The following is a 22,377-nucleotide window of genomic DNA, read 5'->3' as shown; positions in this document are numbered from 1 at the left end:
CGAGCTGAGGTGGGGAAAAAAGAGGCAGCTATACAAAAAGCCGCCCGTTTAGGCGGCTTTTTTTCAACTGGTGATCAATTTTGCGCCTATCGGGCGTGTTTGCCCTAAATTTGGGCGGACTGCGAAACGCCGCTCAGCAGCATAAGTAGTGCATGATCGCGAGCGGCTTTGCGCACGTTTTCACGCCCCAGAGCGCCGAATTCGACAGTCTCGGTGCGTGTTGGTTGGCCCACTGCTGCCAAACCAAAGCAAACACGGCCTTCGGGTTTGTGCTCGGACCCGCCGGGGCCTGCAATACCGGTTATCGAGACTGCCAGTTGCGCCTGTGAGTGGTGCAGCGCACCCTCGGCCATCTCCTGTGCAACCTCTTCCGAGACTGCACCATGGGCCTCAAGCGTGTCGATGCGTACGCCAAGCATTTCTTGCTTGGCGGTGTTGGTGTAGGTGACAAAGCCGCGCTCGACCACGGCCGAGCTGCCTGGGATATCAGTCAGTGCGGCGGCGACCATGCCGCCGGTGCAGCTTTCGGCCGTTGCGATCATCACACCCTGCGACTTGGCGCGGTTCAACAGGTCGATCACGGTCATAGGCCCATCACCCCATGCGCGATGCCAGCAAGGATCACGACGCCGACGGCTGCAAAAATGCCCGCGATCACGTCATCCAGCATGACACCCAATGGATCACCGCGCCGGTCGGCCCAACCGATGGGGCCGGGTTTGGTGATGTCGAACATCCGGAACAGCAGGAAGCTTGCGACCCAGCCAGGCCAGAGCGCCGTGATATCGATTCCATGGGCCCATGACGGGTAGGAGATCGCCCAGATCGCGATGAACTGACCTGCGACTTCATCGATGACGATCTCGGACGGGTCGTGATCATCCTGTCCTGCCGTCATCACACGCGTGGCCCAAAGGCCGCCGAAGAATGCTGCCAACGTCCCGATGACCAGTAGCGGAAAGCCGCCCAGTGTGTGCAGAACCCATGCCAGTGGCAATGCAGCCAGTGATCCCCAGGTTCCGGGGGCAGGGCGCAGATAGCCGACGCCGCCGACGGTTCCGATCAAGCGCGCCGCGATCATGACTTCACCAGACAGGCAGTCGCAAGCGACGCAATCCCCTCGCTGCGACCGGTAAAGCCCAGCCGCTCGGACGTGGTGGCCTTGACCGAAACTTGATCGGTGCGAAGGCCCATGATCTGTGCCATTTCGGCACGCATCGCGTCAGCATGAGGGCCGATCTTGGGATATTCGCAGACCAGCGTGCAATCGACATTCGAGATCGCATAACCCATCTGCCCGGCAAGCTCGACGGCGTGGCGCAGGAAAATCTCACTGGCCGCACCTTTCCACTGCGGGTCGGAGGGTGGGAAGTGTTGCCCGATATCGCCTTTCGCCAGTGCACCAAAGATCGCGTCGGTCACCGCATGCATGCCCACATCGGCGTCCGAGTGACCTTGAAGTCCGCGTGTGTGCGGTACTTTCACACCGCACAGGATCACGTGATCTCCGTCCCCAAATCGGTGCACGTCGTAGCCGTTGCCCAGCCTTACATCCATGTTCATACCCATTATGCGTTCCGCCCGCTCGAAATCCTCGGGCCGGGTTATTTTTAGGTTATCCGCATCGCCCGGAACGATCGCCACATCAATCCCGGCAGCACGTGCAACTTCGACGTCATCTGCCGCGCCTCCGGGATGGGAGGCGTGGGCGTTCGTGATCGCGCCATAGTGAAACCCCTGCGGCGTCTGCGCGGCGTAAAGAGCAGACCGATCCTGTGTTCCTGTCACCACCGATCCATCTCCGGTCCAGAGTGCGTCAGTGACGGCCAAACCCGGAGCCGCTGCAGAATGTGCATCGAGCGCAGCCAGCACATCCCGGATTACCCTCGCGCTGACACAGGGACGAGCGACATCGTGGATCAAGACCTTTTCGACGCTGTGTGCTTCCAACGCCCGCAGGCCACTATGCACAGATCCGGCCCGGTCGCTGCCACCCGGTGCAAGAATCAGGTCTGTTGCAGAGAATTCTTCCCAGGCAGATGTATCGTCTTCCGCCAGAACAAGAACGATATGATCGACGAGCCCTTTGAAGCGATCAATGGTCCAATCTGCCACGCGCTGCCCACCCAAAGCGCGCCACTGTTTAGGCACTCCGCCTCCGGCGCGCTGGCCGCGCCCGGCGGCGACGATGATGGCGGCTGTGGTCATCTGCGGGTTCTCCTGATTGGGCATTGTTTAGGGGGCGGTGAATGCAGAGGCAATCACCCACGTCAATCTGCCTAAAAATTAAGCAACTGATGATTTAGCGGGCTTGAATGCCGTCGATTTGTTGTTCATATGCTGCAATTTCGATATTAAAAGCGCAACTGCTCAAGGATTAAGCACATTGACCCTGCGTCTTGCTGAGAAGGACCTGACCCCGCCGGTGCTGCTGGCACCTATGGCCGGAATCACCGACCGGCCCTTTCGGGATCTTGTGATGCGCTTCGGTGCAGGCATGGTGGTCAGCGAAATGGTTGCCAGCCAAGAGATGGTGCAGGCCAAACCAGGCGTCCGTGAACGGGCAGAACTGTCGGCGGATGTTGAGAACACGGCGGTGCAATTGGCCGGTCGCGACGCGCACTGGATGGCCGAGGCTGCCCGGCAGGTCGTCGACCGGGGCGCCCGAGTGATCGACATCAACATGGGATGTCCAGCAAAGAAGGTGACCAACGGCTATTCCGGTTCGGCCCTGCTGAAGACGCCGGATCACGCGCTGACGCTAATAGAGGCCGTGGTGGATGCTGTGGGCGTACCCGTCACGTTGAAGACGCGCCTGGGGTGGGATGACAAATTGCTGAACGCGCCGGATGTGGCGCGTCGGGCGCAGGAAGCTGGCATCCGGATGGTCACCATCCATGGGCGTACGCGCTGTCAGTTCTACAAAGGTCGGGCAGATTGGCAGGCGATCCGGGCGGTGAAAGAGGCGGTCTCGATCCCGGTCATCGCAAATGGGGATATTATTGATACGGTGGCCGCGCAAACCGCGCTGGTGCAGTCTGGTGCGGATGGCGTGATGGTGGGCCGGGGCGCGCAGGGTAAGCCATGGCTGCTGGCGCAGATCTGTCACGATCTATATGGAGCTGCAGCTCCGGACATTCCGGTGGGAGCCGACCTGATCGAGACGGTGCGCGCCCACTATCAGGCGATGCTCTCATTCTACGGTACTGAGCTGGGCTTGCGCGTCGCACGTAAGCATTTGGGATGGTACATGGATGAGGCCGGGACGTCTGCCACCTTACGACGCGCAGTACTGACATCACGCGATACGGATGAAGTTCTGCAGCTACTGGGCGATGCTTTGAACAGCTCGGCAGAGGTGGCGGCATGACCTCGGATCAGAGCATCTGGACCTCGCTGCCGGTTCCGGCCTTTATCATCGATCCTGACGACCGCATATCGGATGTCAATTCTTCGGGTGAGGGGTTCCTGAACGCTTCGCGCAAAGCTGTAATCGGGCATCCAGTCTGGGATCAGATCGCAGTCGATGCGCCCTTGGAAGAGGCTTTCATACGCGCCCGTCAGCAGAGCACGCCCCTGTTTGTGAATGATGTGGATGTGGGCTCGGGTAATCGCGCGCCGCTGCAATGTGCCCTGCAGATCGCGCCATTAATGGGGCATCCCGGATCCATGATTATGATCATCTCACCACGTGAATTGTCTGGGCGGATGACCCGAGGCAATACCGTGAAATCGGCGGCGCAATCGGCCATTGGCATGGCCGAGATGCTGGCGCATGAAATCAAAAACCCTCTGGCCGGGATCACCGGTGCGGCACAGTTGCTCAGCATGAATATCTCACAGCAAGATCTTGAATTAACAGATCTTATTGTCGAGGAAAGCCGTCGTATTGTGAAGCTACTGGAACAGGTGGAACAGTTCGGAAACCTGTCTCAGCCTGATTTCAAGCCAGTCAATATACACGATGTTTTGGACCGCGCGCGCAGATCGGCGCTGCTGGGGTTTGGCGCTCATATGACCATTGTTGAGGACTACGATCCATCTTTGCCACTGGCATACGGAGATCCGGACCAGTTTTTGCAGGTGATTTTGAATCTGCTCAAGAACGCCTCTGAGGCTGCTGATGGCAGCGGCATAATCCGGCTTCGCACCTATTTCGAACATTCATTCCGGCTGCGTCGCAGTGATGGTTCCGGTCACTCGCTGCCTTTGCAAATCGAGATCATCGATGATGGTCCCGGACTGCCGGAGAAAATTCAGGGCGAGATTTTCGATCCATTTGTTTCCGGTAAAGAAAACGGAACCGGCCTGGGGCTGGCGCTGGTCAGCAAGATCATATCCGACCACGACGGATGGATATCAGCGGAATCGGTGCCTGGGCGCACTGTATTCCGTTTGTCCCTGCGGCGCGCGCCGCAGGGCACATATGACAAGGAGAGCATCTGATGGATGGCACAGTTCTGGTTGCCGATGACGACCGCACGATCCGCACGGTTCTGACACAGGCCCTCACGCGGGCGGGGTGCAAGGTGCATGCCACATCTTCGCTGACCACGCTCATGCGCTGGGTGGCCGAAGGCAAGGGCGACGTGGTGATCTCGGATGTAGTGATGCCGGATGGAAACGGGCTCGAGATGTTGCCAAAGATCGCACAGGATCGACCTGGATTGCCGGTCATCGTGATCTCGGCCCAGAACACCATCATGACGGCCATTCAGGCTGCCGAGGCGGATGCCTATGACTATCTGCCCAAGCCCTTCGATTTGCCTGATCTGATGAAGCGGACCGCACGGGCGCTTGATCAGAAACAGCATGCTCAGGCTGAGCCTGTCGAAGCCAGCGAAGATCGTCCAGACGAGTTGCCGCTTGTTGGGCGCACCCCAGTTATGCAAGCGCTCTATCGTCTCGTGGCGCGGGTGATGAACACCGATCTGTCAGTGATGATATCGGGTGAAAGTGGTACAGGTAAATCTTTGATTGCGCGCGCTATTCACGATTTTTCAGACCGTCGAACTCTGCCTTTTGTCACCGCGACTGCCGCTGATCTAAGTGATCTGGAAGGCCCGGCGCGAGTTATGGCGCGCGTGCGGGGCGGCACGCTGTTGATCGATGAGATCGCCGATATCGATGACGAGATTCAGGCCCGTATCGTGCGCATGATGGACACTCCGGGCGATCATGTGCCGCGTTTCATGGCCACCAGCCAATCTGACCTTACTGACGCAATGGAAAGCGGTCGCGTGCGGCAGGACCTTTATTATCGTCTCTGCGGTGCGACAGTACATGTTCCTGCTCTTCGAGAACGCGTTGATGATATCACGTTGCTCACCGACCATTTTCTTGCGAGGGAAGAGCGCGAAAGCGGAACGAAACGCCGCCTCAGCTCCGAAGCTGTGGAGCTTGTGCGCCGATATTCTTGGCCTGGGAATGTCCGGCAGCTGGAAAATGCCATCCGTCGTCTCAGCCTGACAAGCCGTGCAGAAGAAATCTCGCGCACCGAAGTTGAGATGGTTTTGGGCAGTCAGCCTGAGGCTGAACCAGTTCTGGGGGATGGCGAGCGTGAAAAACTGTCAGCTTCGGTGGGGCGTCACCTGCGGCGATACTTCGATTTGCACGGGAATATCCTACCACCGCCCGGGCTCTATCAGCGTATTTTACGTGAAGTCGAAGCGCCTTTGATCGAAATTGCGCTGGATGCGACCGGTGGAAATCAAGCAAAATGTGCTGATCTTCTGGGGATTAACCGAAATACGTTGCGGAAAAAGATTACCGACCTCGATATTCAGGTGACACGCCGCCGCAAACTGATGTAATATCGCCACACAAACCGTGGCATTCGGGTTCGACCCCGGGAACGACCACGACATATGGCGGTAAGCCGCGCAAGCGGCACTTCAGAATGAGGGCAGACGGTGGCAACCCGGGCACAGAACGGGCCGATCCTATCGATTAACCGGTGGCGCAAGTCCCGGAGGATGCGCAATTTCAGTACCTTGGGTCTGGTCGTGTTGGGCCCCATTCTGGCGCTGGCAACTTATCTGGTCATTGGTCCCTTTGATTTAGGCGCGGCGGCGCCGACGCTGAGGCTGATTCTGCTGGCCGATCTGGTTTATGTGCTGGTCGTCGCAGCGTTGGTGTTGGGGCAGTTATTCAGTCTGATCGCCGCCCGACGCGCGAAATCAGCAGGGTCACGGCTTCACCTGCGCCTGATTGGCGCGTTTACGCTGCTGGCTCTGGTTCCTACCGTTACGGTTGCTATTTTTGCAGGGCTTACGGTGAATATCGGCCTTGAAGGCTGGTTCTCGGATCGGGTTAGGCAGGTTGTTGGGTCATCTCTTACGGCCGCCGAAGCCTACGAACAAGAGCACCGCGAAGGGCTGACGCAGGACGCGATCGTTCTGGCGCGATTTCTCGATAACGCTCGATCATTAGATTACTACATCTCAGATGCCGAATTGCGTGAGGTTCTGGCGCAGGGGCAGTCCCAGATTCAACGCGGTTTGCGTGAGGCCTATGTAATTGATGGCAGTGCTGAAATTCGGTCGCGTGGTGATCGGTCCTACCTGTTCGACTACGAGGCACCGACGCCCGAAGAGATGATTGAGGCCAATGATCAGGGTGTGGCGATTATCGCAGATTGGGAGAACAGCGAGTTCCGCGCTCTTGTACCATTGCAGGCCTATCTGGACCGATACCTATATGTCAGCCGCGAGGTTGACGGACAGCTTTTGACCCTACTGGATGAGACCAAAGAAACCGCGCAGTTTTACAGTCAGCTCGAAAGTGAGCGTGGTCGGGTACTGTTCGAGTTCGGTCTTCTGTATCTGGGTTTCGCGGTGATCCTGATATTGGCGGCTATGTCGCTGGGCATGTGGTTTGCCGAGCGCCTTTCACGTCCCGTAGGGCGGCTGACAACGGCTGCGCAACGGGTCGGTGCAGGTGATCTGAGCGTTCAGGTCATCGAAGAGGCCAGCGATGATGAAATCGCGATGCTGGGCCGATACTTCAATCAGATGACCCGCCAGTTGAAGGGGCAGCGCGATACCTTGCTGGAGAATACGCGCCAGATCGAACGCCGCCGAAGGTTGTTCGACTCGGTGCTCAGTTCGGTGACGTCGGGGGTTGTGGGCGTTGATTCCGAAGGGTGCGTAACTTTTGTGAACCGGTCCGCAGAGCGCCTGTTGGGTTGGTCGGGCGGTGAGCATCATCTTGCGATAGGCATAGCCGTGCCCGAATTCTTGCCATTGTTCGAAACGCTCAAGGACAGCGGGCAGGAGGCTGTTCAGGGCGAAGTGAAAGTGACTCGAAAGGGTCAATTAGAGAACTTGCTGGTACGCATGGCGACGCGTCGAGGTGAAGATGGCGGCTTGGAAGGCTACGTTGTGGCCTTTGACGATGTGACCGATTTGGTCAGTGCACAGCGCATGGCGGCTTGGGGCGATGTGGCCCGTCGCATTGCGCATGAGATCAAGAATCCTCTGACCCCGATCCAGCTGAGCGCCGAGCGGATCAAACGTAAGTTTTCGCGCAAGCTGAATGAAGAAGACTGCAGTAGCCTTGAATCGATGACAGATGTGATCGTGCGTCAGACCAACGACCTGCGACGGATCGTCGATGAGTTCTCAAAATTCGCGCGGATGCCCGAGCCGGAGCGGCGCGAAGAAAACATTGTGACGCTGGTGCGTGAGGCGGTGTTGTTGCAGCAGGCGGGCCAACCCGATGTTCAGATCGACGCGGATCTGCCCGAACAGCCTATTCTGGCGGATGTGGATTCGACCATGTTGAGCCAGGCCTTGACGAACCTGATCAAGAACGCGGGCGAGGCTATTGAAACGCTGAAAGAAAAAGGCGCCCCGGACAATCTTGAACCTCAGATTAAGGTGGCGGTCAGCAATGACGATGCGGGAACGCAGATCACCATTGCCGATAACGGCATCGGCCTGCCAGAAGATCGGGCGCGGCTGTTTGAACCTTATGTAACCACGCGTGACGAAGGCACGGGCTTGGGCCTGCCTATCGTCAAAAAGATAATCGAAGAACATGGCGGAGCGCTGACATTAGAAGATGCGCCCACATTTGACGGACAGGACCATTACGGCGCGATGGCTGTCATTCGTCTTCCCGGGGCCTCAGGCGGCCCGACAGATGCGCCGGAAAAACAGGCGATTAAAACAAACAAACTGAAAGCAGGCCAAAGATGAGCGACATTCTGATCGTAGATGACGAACGCGATATTCGCGAATTGGTGTCCGATATTCTAGAGGACGAAGGCTATTCCACACGGCTGGCGGCAAACTCGGATGAGTGCATGTCGTCGATCAATGCCGAACCTCCCGGACTGTTGATCCTGGATATCTGGCTGAAAGACAGTCGTATGGATGGGATTGACATCCTGAAGGCGGTGAAACGCGACAACCCGGATGTGCCGGTGGTGATCATTTCCGGGCACGGCAATATCGAGATTGCGGTCGCGGCGATCAAACAGGGGGCATACGATTTTATCGAAAAGCCTTTTAATATTGATCAGTTGATGGTGGTTATACGCCGAGCGATGGAAACTTCGCGCCTGCGCCGCGAGAATGCTTCGTTGAAACGGCAGGAAGTCAGCTGTTCCGATATGATCGGCAAATCGGCTTCGTTCCGGGCGATGCAGGGGCAGTTGGATAAGGTGACCAAGTCCAATGGTCGGGTCATGCTCAGCGGTCCGGCGGGCTCGGGCAAAGAGATCGCAGCACGTTATATCCATGCCCATTCCAATCGCGCCAATGCACCATTCGTCACGGTAAACTGCGCCGGGATCGAGCCTGAGAGGGTCGAAGAGGTTCTGTTCGGCCGTGAATCCTCGGAGCGTGGTGTCGAGTCAGGCCTGCTGGAAGAGGCCCATGGCGGGGTCGTCTATTTCGACGAAGTCGCTGATATGCCGCTGGGAACGCAGTCCAAAATCTTGCGTGTGCTGGTCGATCAGCAGTTCCAGCGCGTCGGCGGGTCAGACAAAGTGAGGGTTGATCTGCGCGTCATCTCTTCGACCAACCGCGATCTGGAACAGGAAATTGCAGCAGAGCGGTTCCGCGAAGAACTGTATCATCGTCTGAACGTTGTACCGATCTCAGTTCCATCTCTGGAAGAGCGCCGCGAAGACATTCCGGTTTTGGCGCAGCATTTTATCGAGATGTGCAACGACACGCAGGGCCTGCCAGTGCGTGAACTTTCCGATGAGGCCGTCGCGCTGCTTCAAACGATGACATGGCCAGGCAATGTGCGTCAGCTCAAGAACCTGATCGAACGGGTACTGATCCTTGGGGATAGTACCGGCCCGATTGAGGCACGCGAACTGCCCAATGAAGAAGAGAAGGCAGATGAAACCGGACGGGTGGTCCTGTCCGGTGCTCTGGCAACGCTGCCGCTTCGCGAGGCCCGCGAAGCATTCGAGCGTGAGTATCTGCTGACTCAGATCAATCGGTTTGGTGGTAACATCAGCCGCACTGCCAGCTTCGTCGGCATGGAGCGCAGCGCCTTGCACCGCAAACTCAAGTCCTTGGGGGTCGTGACCTCAAACAAGTCAGGTGCGCGGGTGGCGCAGATTGATGAGCCCGAACCCGCAGAGTGATTTGCTTCAATGACCGCAGATTGCTCGAAGACCACAGCCGTTTCCATTGGTTTTCCAGCCTTTGGAAAGCGGCTGAAACGACTGCGCCGCGTGGTTGGCCTGAAGCAATCTGCCCTTGCCGATCTGATCGAGGTTGATCAGGCCACGATTTCTCGGTGGGAAAATGGTGGCCAAACCCCTTCGGCCCATGTTCAACAGGTTGTTTTTGCGGCGCTTGGTCCGGCAAAGGCACAAGATTCCGCGCTTAAACGTCTGGTGGTAAACTCCTCCGAGTGCCTACACCTTGTTGAAGAAGCCACACACACTTGCCTTGCCTATTCGGCCAGTCGTGCACGAGATTGGAAAACCTCTCAGCACGCGTTGCTGGGTGTATCACTCTGGCAATTTGCGACGGATGAGATCCGACAGGCCGAGGCGGAACTCCAACTGGATGGTTGGTGGGATTTGCACTCGCCTGCGCCCAAGGCCTTTTTGACCTCGGAAGCCGTGCATGACCAAATCAGAATCAGCGCTGGACGGATCGTTTGGGAGCGATTGTATCTTTCGGATGGCACCCCGGTTCGTCTGGTCAGCGGTCGGCGAGAGGGTGCCGCATAATTTATGCGTTCCGCTGGTGTGTAGGTCGCGATAGACCGAGTTCATGAGCGACTCTTTCCGAACATTTCAGCAAGTTTTGCTGATTTGGTTCGCAGGCCTCGGGGCTGCGACCCAGTTTGCCAAGATCGCCGTTCCGTTTGCTGACATTGGATTGCTTTATCCCGATCATGCGGCGGTGATCGGCTGGCTGCTATCGATTATCAGCCTGATGGGAGCAGCGCTGGGTGCGATGTCGGGTGCGATTGCGGCGCGGATCGGGCCAAACCGTCTGCTTTTGTCGGGTTTGGTTCTTGGGGGTGCATTGTCAATATTGCAAGCAAGTCTGCCGGGATTCCAATTGATGTTGCTCAGCCGGGTGGTCGAAGGGCTATCCCATCTTGCGATTGTTGTCGCGGCACCGACCTTGATTGCACAGATCACAACCGGTCGCGCTAGGTACAACTCTATGGTGCTATGGAGTACGTTTTTTGGCGTAGCCTTTGCGTTGAATGCCTGGTTCGGGTTGCCAATTGTCGACCGCTATGGATTGCCGGTGTATTTTGCCCTGCATGGCGGATTGATGTTGGTGATTGCCGCGCTGATAGCGTTCAGCAAATTGAAGATCGACATAGATCAGCCAGCCGGCACGAGGTGGAGTTTATCTTCTTTGCTTGGTGTGCACCTAAGGACCTATCGCTCGCCATTCATCTCGGCTCCGGCGATCGGATGGTTCTTCTACACGCTCACTTTCGTCTCACTTCTGGCAATTCTGCCGGGGCGCTTACCCGAAGGGCAGGGTGCATCGATCGCAGCATTGATGCCGTTGGCCGGGATCGTGTTGTCATGGTTGCTGGTACCGCTGCTTTTGACCGTACTGTCCTGCGTCAGTGTCGTGAATCTGGGATTCGCCATGGGGATTCTGACGATCATTTCGCTGTTTCTGGGGGCTCCGCTTGCCTTCGGATGCATCGCATTGTTTGCGGTTCTTGGGCTTGTTCAGGGCGGTAGTTTCGCTGCTGTGCCCGAGTTGAACGACACAGCCGAGACCCAGGCGTTAAGCTACGGCGCAATGGCGCAGATGGGGAATGCTGGAAATCTGCTAGGGACGCCAGTTTTACTGGCAGTTCTTTTGGGCGCAAAAGAGGTCGGTATGTTTTTGGCCGTGGCTGCATTCTATGGCATCGCCATATTTGCTCATCTCGCACTGGCCAAGCGTCGCAAATCAGCCGGCCTGTCCTGGGGTGATGATTTGAAATGACCCGTCTTCAAACTTCACGAAACACGACTCAGTGCTCAGCGGTGGAAGAGTTGTGGTACGTGCGGGTGCAACCCGCGATTTGACACCTTGTTTGCAAGGCGGCAGGCTGACCGGGCGGTACCCTTTCTGTGCCATACACTGTGCCTCGACCTTGTTTCTTAGCCCCTGATTCACGTCAACGGTATAGATCCGTCCGGGTTCCCACCATCCAGGGTTGCGATAGCAACGCCCACGGCCATCACAATAGGTGCGCCCGGGCCAGTATACCGGTGGGCTCTGACGGACCTGATTGGCGACAGGGGCGTCTTTAAGAGCTTTCACCTGACAGTTCGTGGTTTCGGTCTGCATGCGCGCAACGCTTTCGCCCTCGCGGTAATACAGCGAAAGCGGACCACAGGCAGATAGTGTCAGCAAGCAAATCAGAGTGGGCAGAATTGGTTTCATGCAGTTACTTTGGCTCAGCTTGTCATCCATGACAATTCAATTGACCGCTTTGGGGGCATCTGTCATTCAAAGATTTCAGGCAGAAAGGCCAAGAGTATGAAGGTCATCATATGCGGTGCCGGCCAAGTGGGCTGGCAGATTGCGCGTCACCTTTCGGGCGAACTGAACGATGTAACGGTGGTCGACAACAACCCTGATCTGGTGCGTCGCGCGACTGAGACGCTGGACGTGCAGGGGATCGCCGGATTCGCCAGTTATCCGGATGTACTTGATCGGGCAGGGGCCCGCGACGCTGATATGATCATTGCTGCGACCCATTCGGACGAGGTGAACATGGTCACCTGCCAGATGGCGCACTCGGTTTTTTCGATCCAGCGCAAGATCGCGCGTCTGAGGTCTAAATCCTATCTCGAAGCGATTCACTCCGATCTTTATCGCCGCGATCATCTGCCCATCGACGTGGTAATCAGCCCTGAACGCGAGGTCGCTGCCGCTGCAATGCGCCGTCTGTCGGCTCCGTCGGCTTTCGATACCGAGATTTTCATGGACGGTAAGGCGCAACTGCTGGGTATTCGGGTTGAAGAAGACTGTCCAATCGTCAACACTCCGCTTCGCCAGCTGACTGATTTGTTCTCGACGCTCAGTTCAATCGTTGTTGGTGTTCGTCGTGAAGGGACGTTGTTCGCGCCTGAATCCGAGGATCAGCTGTTTGTTGGCGACGAATGCTATGTCTTTACCAGCGTCAAGGATGTGGACCGCACGATGGAGGTGTTCGGCAAAGCCCAACGTCAGCAAGATCGAGTCGTCATCGTGGGTGGCGGAAATGTCGGGTTGGAAGTTGCGCGCACGCTGGAAGAACGTGAAAGCCGCGTCCGCGCCAAGATCATCGAGCGCGACCGTCGATGCGCGGAAATCGCTGCCGAGGGGCTGGAGCGCACCATCGTATTGAATGGCGACGGTTTGGATTCGTCTTTGCTGAGCGAGGCAGGTATTGAACGCGCCGATGCGATGCTGGCAGTCACAGACGACGATCGCACCAACATGTTGGCTGCGGTGCGTGCCAAGGGCGAGGGCTGCCCGCTGGCCATCGCTTTGATCAATGACCCCAGTATGGTCGCCCTGATGGGGCCGCTGGGAATCGACGCTTATATCAATCCGCGTGCGACAACAGTAAGTTCGATCCTGCGCCACATCCGTCACGGTCGGGTGCGTCAGGTTTATTCTATTGGCGACGCCGAAGCCGAAGTTATTGAGGCCGAAGTCCTGTCGACTTCTCCGATGGCGGGGCAAAAGCTGCGTGATATTGATTTCCCCGAGGGCGTATTGGTCGGTGCCGTCCGCAAAGGAGACGAGGTGCTGCGCCCAACTGGAAGCCTCCGCATTGACGAGAAGGATGTCGTTGCAATCTTTGCTATGGCTAAAGACGTGCCCGAGGTTGAACGTCTGATGCAGGTCTCGATCGATTTCTTCTGATGTTGCAGGCACGTGGACAGCAACGGATCGGAGTATTGCGGCGACTACCGCTGTTGCTGATGATCTGGGGAATTGTCGCGCTGTCGATGTGGATTCCCGCTGCCTACGCGCTGGCACTGGATGATCACGATACCTCACGATCTTTCTTTTATTCCGGTCTGTTAGGTGTGTTCGCTGTCTTGATCATTGCGCTTGCGATGTCGAACCGAAAACCCCGGCGCGGGACGCTTGGCCAATTGGCGGTTTTACTTGCCGCGTTCACCTTGTTGCCGATCTTTCTGGCCATACCGTTTCATGATGCGCTGGGAACAACCAGTTTTCTAAATGCTTATTTTGATATGGTCAGTGCGCTGACAACAACCGGCGCTGACCTGTTCCCGGATCCCCAGCGTCTGTCTGCACCGCTGCATTTGTGGCGCGCTTTGGTTGGATGGATGGGGGGGCTGTTGATGTGGATTTCTGCAGCGGCGATCCTCGCGCCTTTGTCGTTGGGTGGATTCGAGGTAACCGCAAAAGGGCAACCTGGTCGACCGGTCTCGGGTGTTGCCCAAAGCGAAAAGACCGATCCAAGGGGCCATCTGATCCGCGTGTCGCGCGCTTTGGCTCCGATTTATGCCGGATTGACAGCGGTGATCTGGGTTCTTTTGTTGATCGCAGGCGAACAAGGATTAACCGCAGTGTGCCACGCGATGTCGGTGATGGCGACCTCGGGTATTTCGCCTGTGGGCGGGCTGGAAGGATCAACAGCAGGTATAACCGGCGAAGCTATCATGTTCCTGTTCCTTTTCTTCGCGTTGTCGCGGCTGACCTTTTCGACCGATACAGCGACCTCGGGCTATTCGCGGCTGGACAAAGACCCTGAGTTTCGGATCGGTATCTTTATCGTGCTGGCGGTTGCGGTATTGTTGTTTATCCGAGTTCTGGCGGGAACGGCCGAGCTTGGTATTCAGATCGAGATTGTGCAGGCGTTGCACGTGGCTTGGGGTATGGTGTTCACTGGAATGTCTTTCCTGACAACAGCCGGATTTGAAAGCGCGAATTGGAACGATGCGCAGCAACTATCAGGCCTCGGGACACCTGGTTTGATCCTGATGGGTTTGGCGTTGATTGGCGGCGGTGTTGCAACAACCGCAGGAGGGGTCAAACTGCTGCGCGTTTTTGCACTTTATCTGAATGGTAAGCGCGAAATTGACCGACTGATCTATCCGTCTTCTGTCAGCGGCGAAGGCGGAGGCAACCGACGTATCCAAAGCGACGGGGCCTTCATCGCCTGGATCTTCCTGATGATGTTTGCTTTGACGTTGGCTCTGTTCGATTTGCTGCTGGCCGCCATGGGTGTCGGGTTCGAGCAGGCGATGGTGTTGAGCGTTGCGGCGCTGAGCACAACGGGGCCGCTGATTGAATTGGCAACTGATGTCCCCATTCGACTTATTGATCTGTCAGGTGCAGCCAAACTGACAGTTTGCGCTGCGATGGTTATTGGCCGTTTGGAAACCCTGGCGATCGTCGCACTGATTACACCAACCCTGTGGCGCGATTGACCCTGCGGCAGGCGTCTGCTGTTACTGCATGATTTTTCATCTGGAATATCTGCGCGCACCACTCCATACTCCGCCGGAGGGAGCGCGTTGGTCCGCAGCGCGTAGCAAGAACAATGGCGAGATTAAAACAATATGGCTTCGGACAGACAGAATCTGCAGGACGCGTTCCTGAATAATGTACGGAAAGCAAAAGTCCCGGTCACGATATTCCTGATCAATGGCGTGAAATTGCAGGGTGTAATCACCTGGTTCGATAATTTTTGTGTGTTGTTGCGCCGCGACGGACAGTCGCAGCTGGTCTACAAACACGCGATTTCGACCATCATGCCGTCACAGCCGATCAGCCTGTATGAGGGCGAAGACGCCTCTTGATGGAACATGATAGGACGCGCACCCGTGCCTGGGTGCTGCATCCGGAAATCAAATCAGATGAACAGCGCCGCGTTCCAGAACCGGCGCTGGAAGAGGCGGTGGCATTGGCTGCCGCTTTGCCCGATCTGGATGTGGTCGGGTCCGAAGTTGTACGTTTACAGCGGGCTCAGGCGGGATTGCTGTTCGGCAGCGGCAAGATCGAAGAGTTGGGAGAGCGTTTCCACGAGAACGAAGTGGAACTGGTTCTGATCGACGGGCCAGTCACGCCTGTTCAGCAACGAAATCTTGAAAAGGCCTGGAAGGTCAAAATCCTCGATCGAACCGGGCTGATCCTGGAGATTTTCAGTGATCGTGCGCGTACCCGCGAAGGGGTGCTACAAGTCGAGATGGCGGCACTCAGCTATCAACGAACGCGATTGGTGCGGGCCTGGACCCACCTTGAACGGCAGCGCGGCGGATTGGGATTCGTCGGCGGGCCGGGTGAAACCCAGATCGAAGCGGACCGCCGTGCGATCGATGAACAATTGGTGCGTCTACGGCGGCAGCTGCAGAAAGTGGTCAAGACCCGCACGTTGCACCGCGCCGCACGGGCCAAGGTTCCGTACCCAATCGTTGCATTGGTCGGCTACACCAACGCTGGAAAATCCACGCTATTCAATGGCCTGACTGGCGCCAAGGTAATGGCAAAAGATATGCTCTTTGCTACGCTTGATCCCACAATGCGGCGGGTCGAACTGCCGGATGGTCCCGAAGTGATCCTTTCGGATACAGTGGGTTTCATCTCGAACCTGCCGACAGAACTGGTTGCCGCATTCCGCGCCACGCTGGAAGAGGTTTTGGGTGCCGATCTTGTGGTTCATGTTCGAGACATTAGTCATGAAGAAACTGAAGCGCAGGCGCAGGATGTCGAGACGATTTTGACCTCTCTTGGGGTCGAGGATGACCGGCCCCGGCTGGAAGTCTGGAACAAAATTGATCTTCTCAGCCCCGAGGACCGCCAGGCCACGCTGGCTCGAGCCGAGCGTGATCCGGCAATATTTGCGATTTCGGCGGTAACAGGCGAGGGGATTGCTCCTCTTTTGTCTGAAATTGCCACGATCCTGCAGGGCGCCCGGCATGAATCCACACTCTCATTGACGTTCGCTGAAGGTCAAAAGCGGGCATGGTTGTTTCGTCAGGAAGTCGTGAGATCTGAAGCGCAGACCGAGGATGGTTTCGAAATCACTGTGCTTTGGACTGACAAACAAGCGGCCCGCTTTGCCGCGCTTTGAAGTTTGGACCCACTCAATAAAAAGGGTTGTCGATGACACAGGCTGAAAAGAAGGTTCATTTGCGCGGTCATATTACGGTGCCTCAGGACCGGTTGGAACAGGTGCGGCAAGCGCTGCCTGCTCATATTTCACTGACCCGTGCAGAGGCGGGGTGTATCTCATTCGAAGTCTGCGAAGATGCCAACCAGCCAGGTCGGTTTGAAGTATCCGAGGTTTTTGCAAACAGGGCGGCCTTTGAGGCGCACCAGGACAGGACGAAAAACTCTGACTGGTATCGGATCACACAAGGCATTCCCCGTGAATACATTGTGACTTCAGAGTAAGGTGCGCGGACGCGTTTCAGACACCATCAATCTGGCTTTGCCGCTCTTGTGCATCGAACCATTCCAGCGAAGTTTTGATCTTGTTGTTCGATGTCAGTTCCCACTGCTCCCATCCACGCGTGACAACGCGGTTACCAGTGGCGTGATGATGCCCTTCGAGCGTTCTGACGAACAGGGCATGTGGTCCAGCCCACCGCATCATGTCGCAACGTACTTCCAGATCAGGGAAATCCGCATAAAGACGGCGCGCCATTTCAGCGATTGCGGCATGTCCTTGCAGAGGTTCGCCACGATTGATGCTGATTTGACCATCCGGCGAAAAGAAGCTGGCAACCGCGTCTGGGTCGCCTGAACTCCACGCAACGGCATAGTCGCGCGCCAGATTATTCAAAATATCGCGAAGGCTGCCCATGCATTTCCCCCTTTGGTGCGATGCGACGGCTCGTTGATTTTAGGCGAATTCAATCAACCACGTCCACGCGGCGCGCAAAAAGGGGCGGGGAATTGCCGATACTGTCAGCGTGGGTTGAGCACGGTCACGCCAACTGCCGCGGCGCGGGCAAGACCGATATCCAACGACATGGGAATGTATTCGCCCCGGCGCCACAACTGGGCCTGATCATCGTAGTAGCGCGACAAAAAATGGCCAGACTGACCAGTGGCCGTGATGAATACTGAACTGTCCGGATCGGCGAAATCATATACGCCACGATATCCTGCACCGTGCACATTCTGGAATGGATCTGGACCTTCGCCCGAAGTGCGGCCGCGCAACAAGGTATTGTCGCCGCCACTGGTCGACTGGCGGATGTTTACGAAGAAACGCAGTACCGGTACTTCGCCCAGCACGGGGTGGTCGTGGGTCGCCTGATGGGCATCACCCCAACGCAAAGATTCCAACGCTGAGCCATATCGTTCCGAAATCCAGATGATTGCGTCATCCAGCGCCAGCCGAGCCATGTCTGTGCATGTCTCGGCAGGGGCGCTCTGACGCACGTCGCACCAGACCGAAGCGCCATCGATGTCACGGTAAACACGCTCGATGAACAATGGTTCGACATGTTTGTATTCCGCTGCCAAGGGGCCAAGCTCATCCGATATCAGACGGATTTGCAGTGCCCGCAGCCAGACAGCGTAGATCAATGGCTCGGGCAGGTGCTCATTCATCTCGCCATTCCAGTTGGCCAGCAAATCCAGCGCGATTTGCCGCTGACGTTCCGGTGTGCCTTCAGGTGCGGACTCTCCGGTGAACCAGAGATCAGCACCGATCAGCGGCAACAAGGATCGAGCCGTAAAGCTGACCGTATCCAGCTGCGCCTCTATAAAGCTATCGCGGGTGTGCACTTCGCGCGATTGCATCAGGCGTTCCCAACGGTGAACGCGCTGGGTGTCACCCCACTCATATGAGACATGATCTGGGAAGGGGCGATCAATGATCTTGTTATTTGTATTGCCCAGTACGCCGCCGGCTGGAGCAACAAATTCCGGGTTGTCCGCATAACGCAACCGACCTTGCCAGCGGTTTCGTTCCAGCCACCCGGGGGTTGGAATACGGCCACGACTTTGGTTATTAAGGTCTCGCCGGGGCATGGCACCGATCAGTTTCAAACCAATCGTGTTTCGATCGACCAATGACAGGTTCTGTGATGGCGCGATGTAATCTTCGGCTATATTGATGGCCTGCCGAACGGTATCTGCATTCATCAGCGCCAAAGACGCACTCATCGAGGTGTCGCGGGGACTGAGCGCACTCCATGACAGGGAGGCCACATGCCCCGGAGGCGTAATGGTTTCCAGATGGTAATGCGTGCCCGGCAGAACGGGGCCGTTCTCGGTCCAACGCAGGGTCAAAGTGATCGGGGCCGCGTCCTTGATCTCAATGATCGAAGGCCGGGTTTGGAAGCGCTTATATCCGTCTGGGGTCAGGTATTCTTCTGGGTTCTCGGGGTTCAACTGTTCGATATGGACGTCCTGATCGTCCAGATAAGATGAGGTCAGACCCCATCCCAAGCGCTCGCTTCGCCCGGCTGAAATCGCGGGAATACCAGGGATCGTCGCGCCAATAACTCCGCCTTTAGTAAGCTCCATCCGGGCCAGGTACCAGATGCCGGGTGCAGTGAAACCCAGATGGGGGTCGTTGGCCAATAAGGTGCCACCGCTGGCCGAACGAGACGGCGCGGCGGTCCAGGCATTTGACGCCCCTGCCAATCCGCGCTGGGGAAAAGGTGAAAGCGGCGTGTCAGGCATCGAAGCTCCCTGCGCATACCGCGGAAGGTTCGGAAACAGAGCGGCATATTCAGGTAGCGCCGCGATCCCGGGGCCAGGGACATCGGGCAGAATGTCAGCCAAACGTGCTGGGTCGTCCAATATCAGAGAAGTTCGGGCACGCAGAACCTCATCCGCAAGGTGGCCGGACAATTGCAAACTCATCAGTTTCATGATGGCCAGACTGTCGCCGGGCTGCCATGGCGGGACAGGCGCGTTGAACAAGAACATCTCGGGCGCGCCACGACCTAGCGCCTGATCGTTTATTTCGGTTAGCCGGGCGTTAATTCCAGCAGAATAGGCGCGCAATGCGGCAAGCGTGTAATCGTCTTGTACGTCGACAGATCGATGGGCAAGGCCATAAAGGTCCAGTCGTCGCAAGAGCTTGTCGATATGGACTGTTCGCTGGCCGAATATTTCGGACAATCGGCCCTGTACGGTCCGGCGCAGAACGGTCATTTGCCAAAGCCGGTCCTGCGCATGGGCATATCCAAGGCCAAAGAATACATCCGGGTCGGACTGGCCCATGACATGTGGTACGTTCGCGGTGTCGCGGACGATCTCGACGGGGGCGGTAATCCCTTCAACTTCAAGAGTTTGATCATATTCGGGCAGGGATTGGCTGGCCAGAAAATAGATCAGCCCGATTGCTGCGACCAAAAGCAGGATCAGGCCCGTCGTAATTCTCACCAGCCAGCGAAAGACCAGACCCATCTGTCCCCCAAGAAATCTGTATATTCGTTTGCGCAGAGGTTACTGGAAGCCCATCCGGACCGAAAGAGGAATGCCAAAGGAATATGTGTGAAATCCATAAAATCTAAAAGCCCTGCCACAAGATGTAGCAGGGCTTCTCTGAGGGGGAAGGGGGCTCGTGAATCAGGGAATGATGCGGGTGTATTTGGTGCCTTCTATGGTTGCACCGAATTTCAGACCCGCCTGCCCAAAGACCGCTGCTAGCACGGGTTTGCCCAATTGATTGGTATCTGTCGAAAGCGACTCACCGGTTGCGTCAACGACATACCCGATATCGGCGCCTGCGGTCCAACCGCTGGATCGGCGGAAGTCATTCAGCGCGTCCTCGGTCATGAAGAATAGAACATGTGCATATTGTTGTGCGCCGATCTGTAGGCCCGCCGTGCCGGAAATGGCCGAATAGTAATCAACCGTAGCACCCTGAATGCGCAGCGCACCCTGACCATAGGCACCACCGAAGAAGATTAACCCGGCGTCGGTGATCAATGGCATGACCAGCATCCCGTTAGCCTTGTTGGCGATATCAACGGTATTAGGGTACTTGCTGTACATTTCGTTTAGCGTCGCATCAACACGGGCATCAAGCGCCACCGCATTGGAATTCCCGACGCCATTGCCGCAGGCGGCTGTTAGCGTCAGTCCGGCCATGCCAAATGCAAAGCCGCGACGGCTTAGTCGGAGGGAGTTTGAGCTGCTCATGTTTCTCTGTCTCTGTGTATGTGCCTGATTTGTCGGGTCTTCCCGATCTTGTTTGCAAGAATACGCCGATTGCGCCCGCCTGTCACGGGAAAGCTGCGCTGCATGCGCGGCAGATCGGCGAAAAGTCGCGACAATCTGAGGCGTTAGCCGTTCAAAATGCGCGCGGCCTCTGGTGCAAAATACGTCAGAATGCCATCACATCCCGCGCGTTTGAAAGCCAGCAGGCTTTCAAGCATCACCTTTTCGCCGTCGATCCAACCGTTTTGGGCTGCTGCCTGTATCATCGCGTATTCGCCCGAGACCTGATACGCGTAGGTCGGCGCGCCAAAGCTGTCTTTTACCCGGCGGCAAATATCCAAATAGGGCATCCCTGGCTTAATCATGACCATATCTGCGCCCTCGGTCAGGTCGCGTTCGATCAGACGCAGCGCCTCGTTCGAGTTTGCGGGATCCATCTGATAGGTCTTCTTGTCCCCGGTCAGTGCGCCCGAGGCCCCAACGGCGTCACGGAACGGGCCGTAAAACGCGCTGGCATATTTGGCGGCGTAGCTGAGGATCATGACGTTGTGATGCCCTGCCGCCTCAAGCGCACTACGCATTGCGCCAATCCGTCCATCCATCATGTCTGAAGGGCCGATAATATCAGCACCGGCTTCGGCTTGCGCCAGAGTCATTTTAACCAGCGCTTCGACCGTCTGATCATTCACAATTTCGCCATCCACAACATAACCGTCATGGCCGTTGATGTTGTAGGGATCCAGCGCCACATCGGTCATTACAGCGATATCTGGTGCCGCTTCTTTGGCTGCCCGAATAGCGCGATTGGACAAGTTGTCGGGGTTCCACGCTTCGGCACAATCTTCGGTTTTCAGCGCGGGATCGGTGTATGGGAATATACAGATAGCCGGTATTCCGAGTGCCTGTGCCTCGCCAGCTGCTTTGGCTATCAAATCAACCGAACGACGCTTAACCCCGGGCATGGAGGGCACGGGCTCTTCAATCCCTTCACCATCGCGCACAAAAATCGGCCAGATAAAGTCATCGACAGTCAGGGTGTTCTCGCGCACCAACCCCCGGATCGCCTCGGATTGACGGGCCCGGCGGAACCGCGTCAGTGGATAGGGGGCGATGGTCGGTTTCATGGCGCACTCTCCTTGAACAATCGCGCATTGGGTGGCATGAATTCCCGGTGGTCTCAAGGGTAACAATGGACGCATCCATTCGATGACGGTCCCTGCGGACGTTGAATAAAGGGCAGACGCTTGGACATTTACACTTCGATATTTGAAATCATCGATATGCGAAGCTTTTCGAATCTGTGGTATTGGATCGGATTGGCTGTTCTTTGGTCTTCTGCCAGCCATTGGTCGATTGGCGTGCCCCACGATCTGGTGGCACGGGCGCGCCGTTCCGGTGGCCAGTCAGAACAGGATTTGTTGGACATTGCCAGGATCAACACGAATCGCGTGATGTATATTGTCGAGACATCTGGTCTTGCGATATTTGCGATCTGTTGTTTCGTGCTGACCGGGTTGGCAACAATGGGTTTCTTTTACGGGCTTGAATTTGCGCAAGCTGTTTTCTTGCTGTTGTGCCCGATGTGCTTTGTCATGCTCATCAATATATCGACCGCAAAAAAAATGAGACAACAAGAGCTGACGTTGGAAAACGTTGCCAAGAATCTGGGCCGGTGCCGGGTCTATACTCAGATCATTGGAATGATCTCTATATTGCTCACTTCGTTTTGGGGCATGTATCAGAACTTTACGGCTGGCGTTCTGGGCTGGTGATATCA

General features: G+C 56.6%; 21 protein-coding genes. 13 read left to right on the top strand and 8 right to left on the bottom strand.

Annotation, left to right across the window (positions count from 1 at the left end):
- Window positions 1–104 precede the first annotated feature (104 nt).
- The 3 genes from ACRZ91_RS04230 to ACRZ91_RS04220 are packed head-to-tail and all read right to left on the bottom strand — an operon-like array spanning window position 105 to window position 2,208.
- Window positions 105–587: a CinA family protein gene (locus ACRZ91_RS04230; RefSeq protein WP_480902845.1), complete on the bottom strand. Its 483-nt coding sequence runs from the start codon at window positions 585–587 to the stop codon at window positions 105–107.
- On the bottom strand, window positions 584–1,081 hold the full coding sequence (locus ACRZ91_RS04225) for a phosphatidylglycerophosphatase A family protein (protein ID WP_480902843.1): 498 nt from the start codon (window positions 1,079–1,081) through the stop codon (window positions 584–586). The genes ACRZ91_RS04230 and ACRZ91_RS04225 overlap by 4 nt, the downstream gene beginning before the upstream one ends.
- Entirely contained in the window at window positions 1,078–2,208 is a 1,131-nt protein-coding gene (locus tag ACRZ91_RS04220) for a bifunctional 2-C-methyl-D-erythritol 4-phosphate cytidylyltransferase/2-C-methyl-D-erythritol 2,4-cyclodiphosphate synthase (protein WP_480902839.1), read from the bottom strand. Before ACRZ91_RS04220 ends, ACRZ91_RS04225 begins: the two co-directional genes overlap by 4 nt.
- Before the next feature lie 178 nt (window positions 2,209–2,386).
- Here ACRZ91_RS04220 and dusB point away from each other — a divergent pair, with 178 nt between their 5' ends.
- From dusB to ACRZ91_RS04185, 7 genes are all read left to right on the top strand, one after another.
- Window positions 2,387–3,370, top strand: coding sequence for a tRNA dihydrouridine synthase DusB (dusB, locus tag ACRZ91_RS04215; protein ID WP_480902837.1), 984 nt, complete (start codon window positions 2,387–2,389; stop codon window positions 3,368–3,370).
- The gene (locus tag ACRZ91_RS04210) at window positions 3,367–4,446 is read left to right on the top strand and encodes an ATP-binding protein (protein WP_170470680.1); all 1,080 of its coding nucleotides are present in this window, start codon (window positions 3,367–3,369) and stop codon (window positions 4,444–4,446) included. The genes dusB and ACRZ91_RS04210 overlap by 4 nt, the downstream gene beginning before the upstream one ends.
- Entirely contained in the window at window positions 4,446–5,813 is a 1,368-nt protein-coding gene (locus ACRZ91_RS04205; protein ID WP_170470678.1) for a response regulator, read from the top strand. Before ACRZ91_RS04210 ends, ACRZ91_RS04205 begins: the two co-directional genes overlap by 1 nt.
- A gap of 162 nt (window positions 5,814–5,975) precedes the next feature.
- Window positions 5,976–8,201, top strand: coding sequence for a sensor histidine kinase NtrY-like (locus ACRZ91_RS04200; protein WP_480903382.1), 2,226 nt, complete (start codon window positions 5,976–5,978; stop codon window positions 8,199–8,201).
- Window positions 8,198–9,607 (top strand): nitrogen assimilation response regulator NtrX, encoded by a 1,410-nt coding sequence (ntrX, locus tag ACRZ91_RS04195; RefSeq protein ID WP_170540063.1) that lies wholly within the window; start codon window positions 8,198–8,200, stop codon window positions 9,605–9,607. Before ACRZ91_RS04200 ends, ntrX begins: the two co-directional genes overlap by 4 nt.
- Before the next feature lie 9 nt (window positions 9,608–9,616).
- A complete protein-coding gene (locus tag ACRZ91_RS04190) occupies window positions 9,617–10,204 on the top strand; it encodes a helix-turn-helix domain-containing protein (RefSeq protein ID WP_170540060.1) in 588 nt (195 codons plus the stop codon).
- A 43-nt stretch (window positions 10,205–10,247) separates the two neighbouring features.
- Window positions 10,248–11,441 (top strand): MFS transporter, encoded by a 1,194-nt coding sequence (locus ACRZ91_RS04185; protein WP_480902834.1) that lies wholly within the window; start codon window positions 10,248–10,250, stop codon window positions 11,439–11,441.
- On the opposite strand, the gene ACRZ91_RS04180 is transcribed toward ACRZ91_RS04185, so the two are convergent.
- Entirely contained in the window at window positions 11,406–11,915 is a 510-nt protein-coding gene (locus tag ACRZ91_RS04180; RefSeq protein WP_480902832.1) for a hypothetical protein, read from the bottom strand. The two genes, ACRZ91_RS04185 and ACRZ91_RS04180, sit on opposite strands and share 36 nt — an antisense overlap.
- Window positions 11,916–11,981: 66 nt before the next feature.
- Between ACRZ91_RS04180 and trkA the strand changes: the two genes are divergently transcribed.
- The 5 genes from trkA (at window position 11,982) to ACRZ91_RS04155 (ending at window position 16,865) form a co-directional block, all read left to right on the top strand.
- Window positions 11,982–13,358 (top strand): Trk system potassium transporter TrkA, encoded by a 1,377-nt coding sequence (trkA, locus tag ACRZ91_RS04175; protein WP_010440342.1) that lies wholly within the window; start codon window positions 11,982–11,984, stop codon window positions 13,356–13,358.
- On the top strand, window positions 13,358–14,899 hold the full coding sequence (locus ACRZ91_RS04170; protein WP_010440341.1) for a TrkH family potassium uptake protein: 1,542 nt from the start codon (window positions 13,358–13,360) through the stop codon (window positions 14,897–14,899). Before trkA ends, ACRZ91_RS04170 begins: the two co-directional genes overlap by 1 nt.
- Before the next feature lie 132 nt (window positions 14,900–15,031).
- On the top strand, window positions 15,032–15,271 hold the full coding sequence (gene hfq / locus ACRZ91_RS04165; protein WP_010440340.1) for an RNA chaperone Hfq: 240 nt from the start codon (window positions 15,032–15,034) through the stop codon (window positions 15,269–15,271).
- Window positions 15,271–16,542: a GTPase HflX gene (hflX, locus tag ACRZ91_RS04160; protein WP_480902829.1), complete on the top strand. Its 1,272-nt coding sequence runs from the start codon at window positions 15,271–15,273 to the stop codon at window positions 16,540–16,542. The genes hfq and hflX overlap by 1 nt, the downstream gene beginning before the upstream one ends.
- A 32-nt stretch (window positions 16,543–16,574) precedes the next feature.
- Window positions 16,575–16,865, top strand: a complete 291-nt coding sequence (locus ACRZ91_RS04155; protein WP_480651554.1) for a putative quinol monooxygenase — start codon at window positions 16,575–16,577, stop codon at window positions 16,863–16,865.
- Window positions 16,866–16,881: 16 nt separating this feature from the next.
- On the opposite strand, the gene ACRZ91_RS04150 is transcribed toward ACRZ91_RS04155, so the two are convergent.
- The 4 genes from ACRZ91_RS04150 to hemB all read right to left on the bottom strand — a co-directional run bounded on the left by ACRZ91_RS04150 (window position 16,882) and on the right by hemB (window position 21,724).
- A complete protein-coding gene (locus tag ACRZ91_RS04150) occupies window positions 16,882–17,277 on the bottom strand; it encodes an SgcJ/EcaC family oxidoreductase (protein WP_480902825.1) in 396 nt (131 codons plus the stop codon).
- 104 nt (window positions 17,278–17,381) lie between these two features.
- Window positions 17,382–19,844 carry a penicillin acylase family protein gene (locus tag ACRZ91_RS04145; RefSeq protein ID WP_480902822.1) on the bottom strand — a complete coding sequence of 821 codons (2,463 nt, stop codon included), beginning with the start codon at window positions 19,842–19,844 and terminating at the stop codon, window positions 17,382–17,384.
- Between the two features lie 162 nt (window positions 19,845–20,006).
- Complete coding sequence (locus ACRZ91_RS04140) at window positions 20,007–20,582, bottom strand: lipid-binding SYLF domain-containing protein (RefSeq protein ID WP_010440335.1); 576 nt, start codon at window positions 20,580–20,582, stop codon at window positions 20,007–20,009.
- Between the two features lie 143 nt (window positions 20,583–20,725).
- Window positions 20,726–21,724: a porphobilinogen synthase gene (hemB, locus tag ACRZ91_RS04135; protein ID WP_480902819.1), complete on the bottom strand. Its 999-nt coding sequence runs from the start codon at window positions 21,722–21,724 to the stop codon at window positions 20,726–20,728.
- Window positions 21,725–21,844: 120 nt separating this feature from the next.
- Here hemB and ACRZ91_RS04130 point away from each other — a divergent pair, with 120 nt between their 5' ends.
- The gene (locus ACRZ91_RS04130; RefSeq protein WP_480902816.1) at window positions 21,845–22,372 is read left to right on the top strand and encodes a component of SufBCD complex; all 528 of its coding nucleotides are present in this window, start codon (window positions 21,845–21,847) and stop codon (window positions 22,370–22,372) included.
- The last annotated feature ends 5 nt before the right edge of the window (window positions 22,373–22,377 follow it).

The organism is Ruegeria sp. O11, from assembly GCF_056535285.1.
Note: the sequence above shows the minus strand (reverse complement) of the source record. Positions and strands in the feature narration are given on the sequence as shown.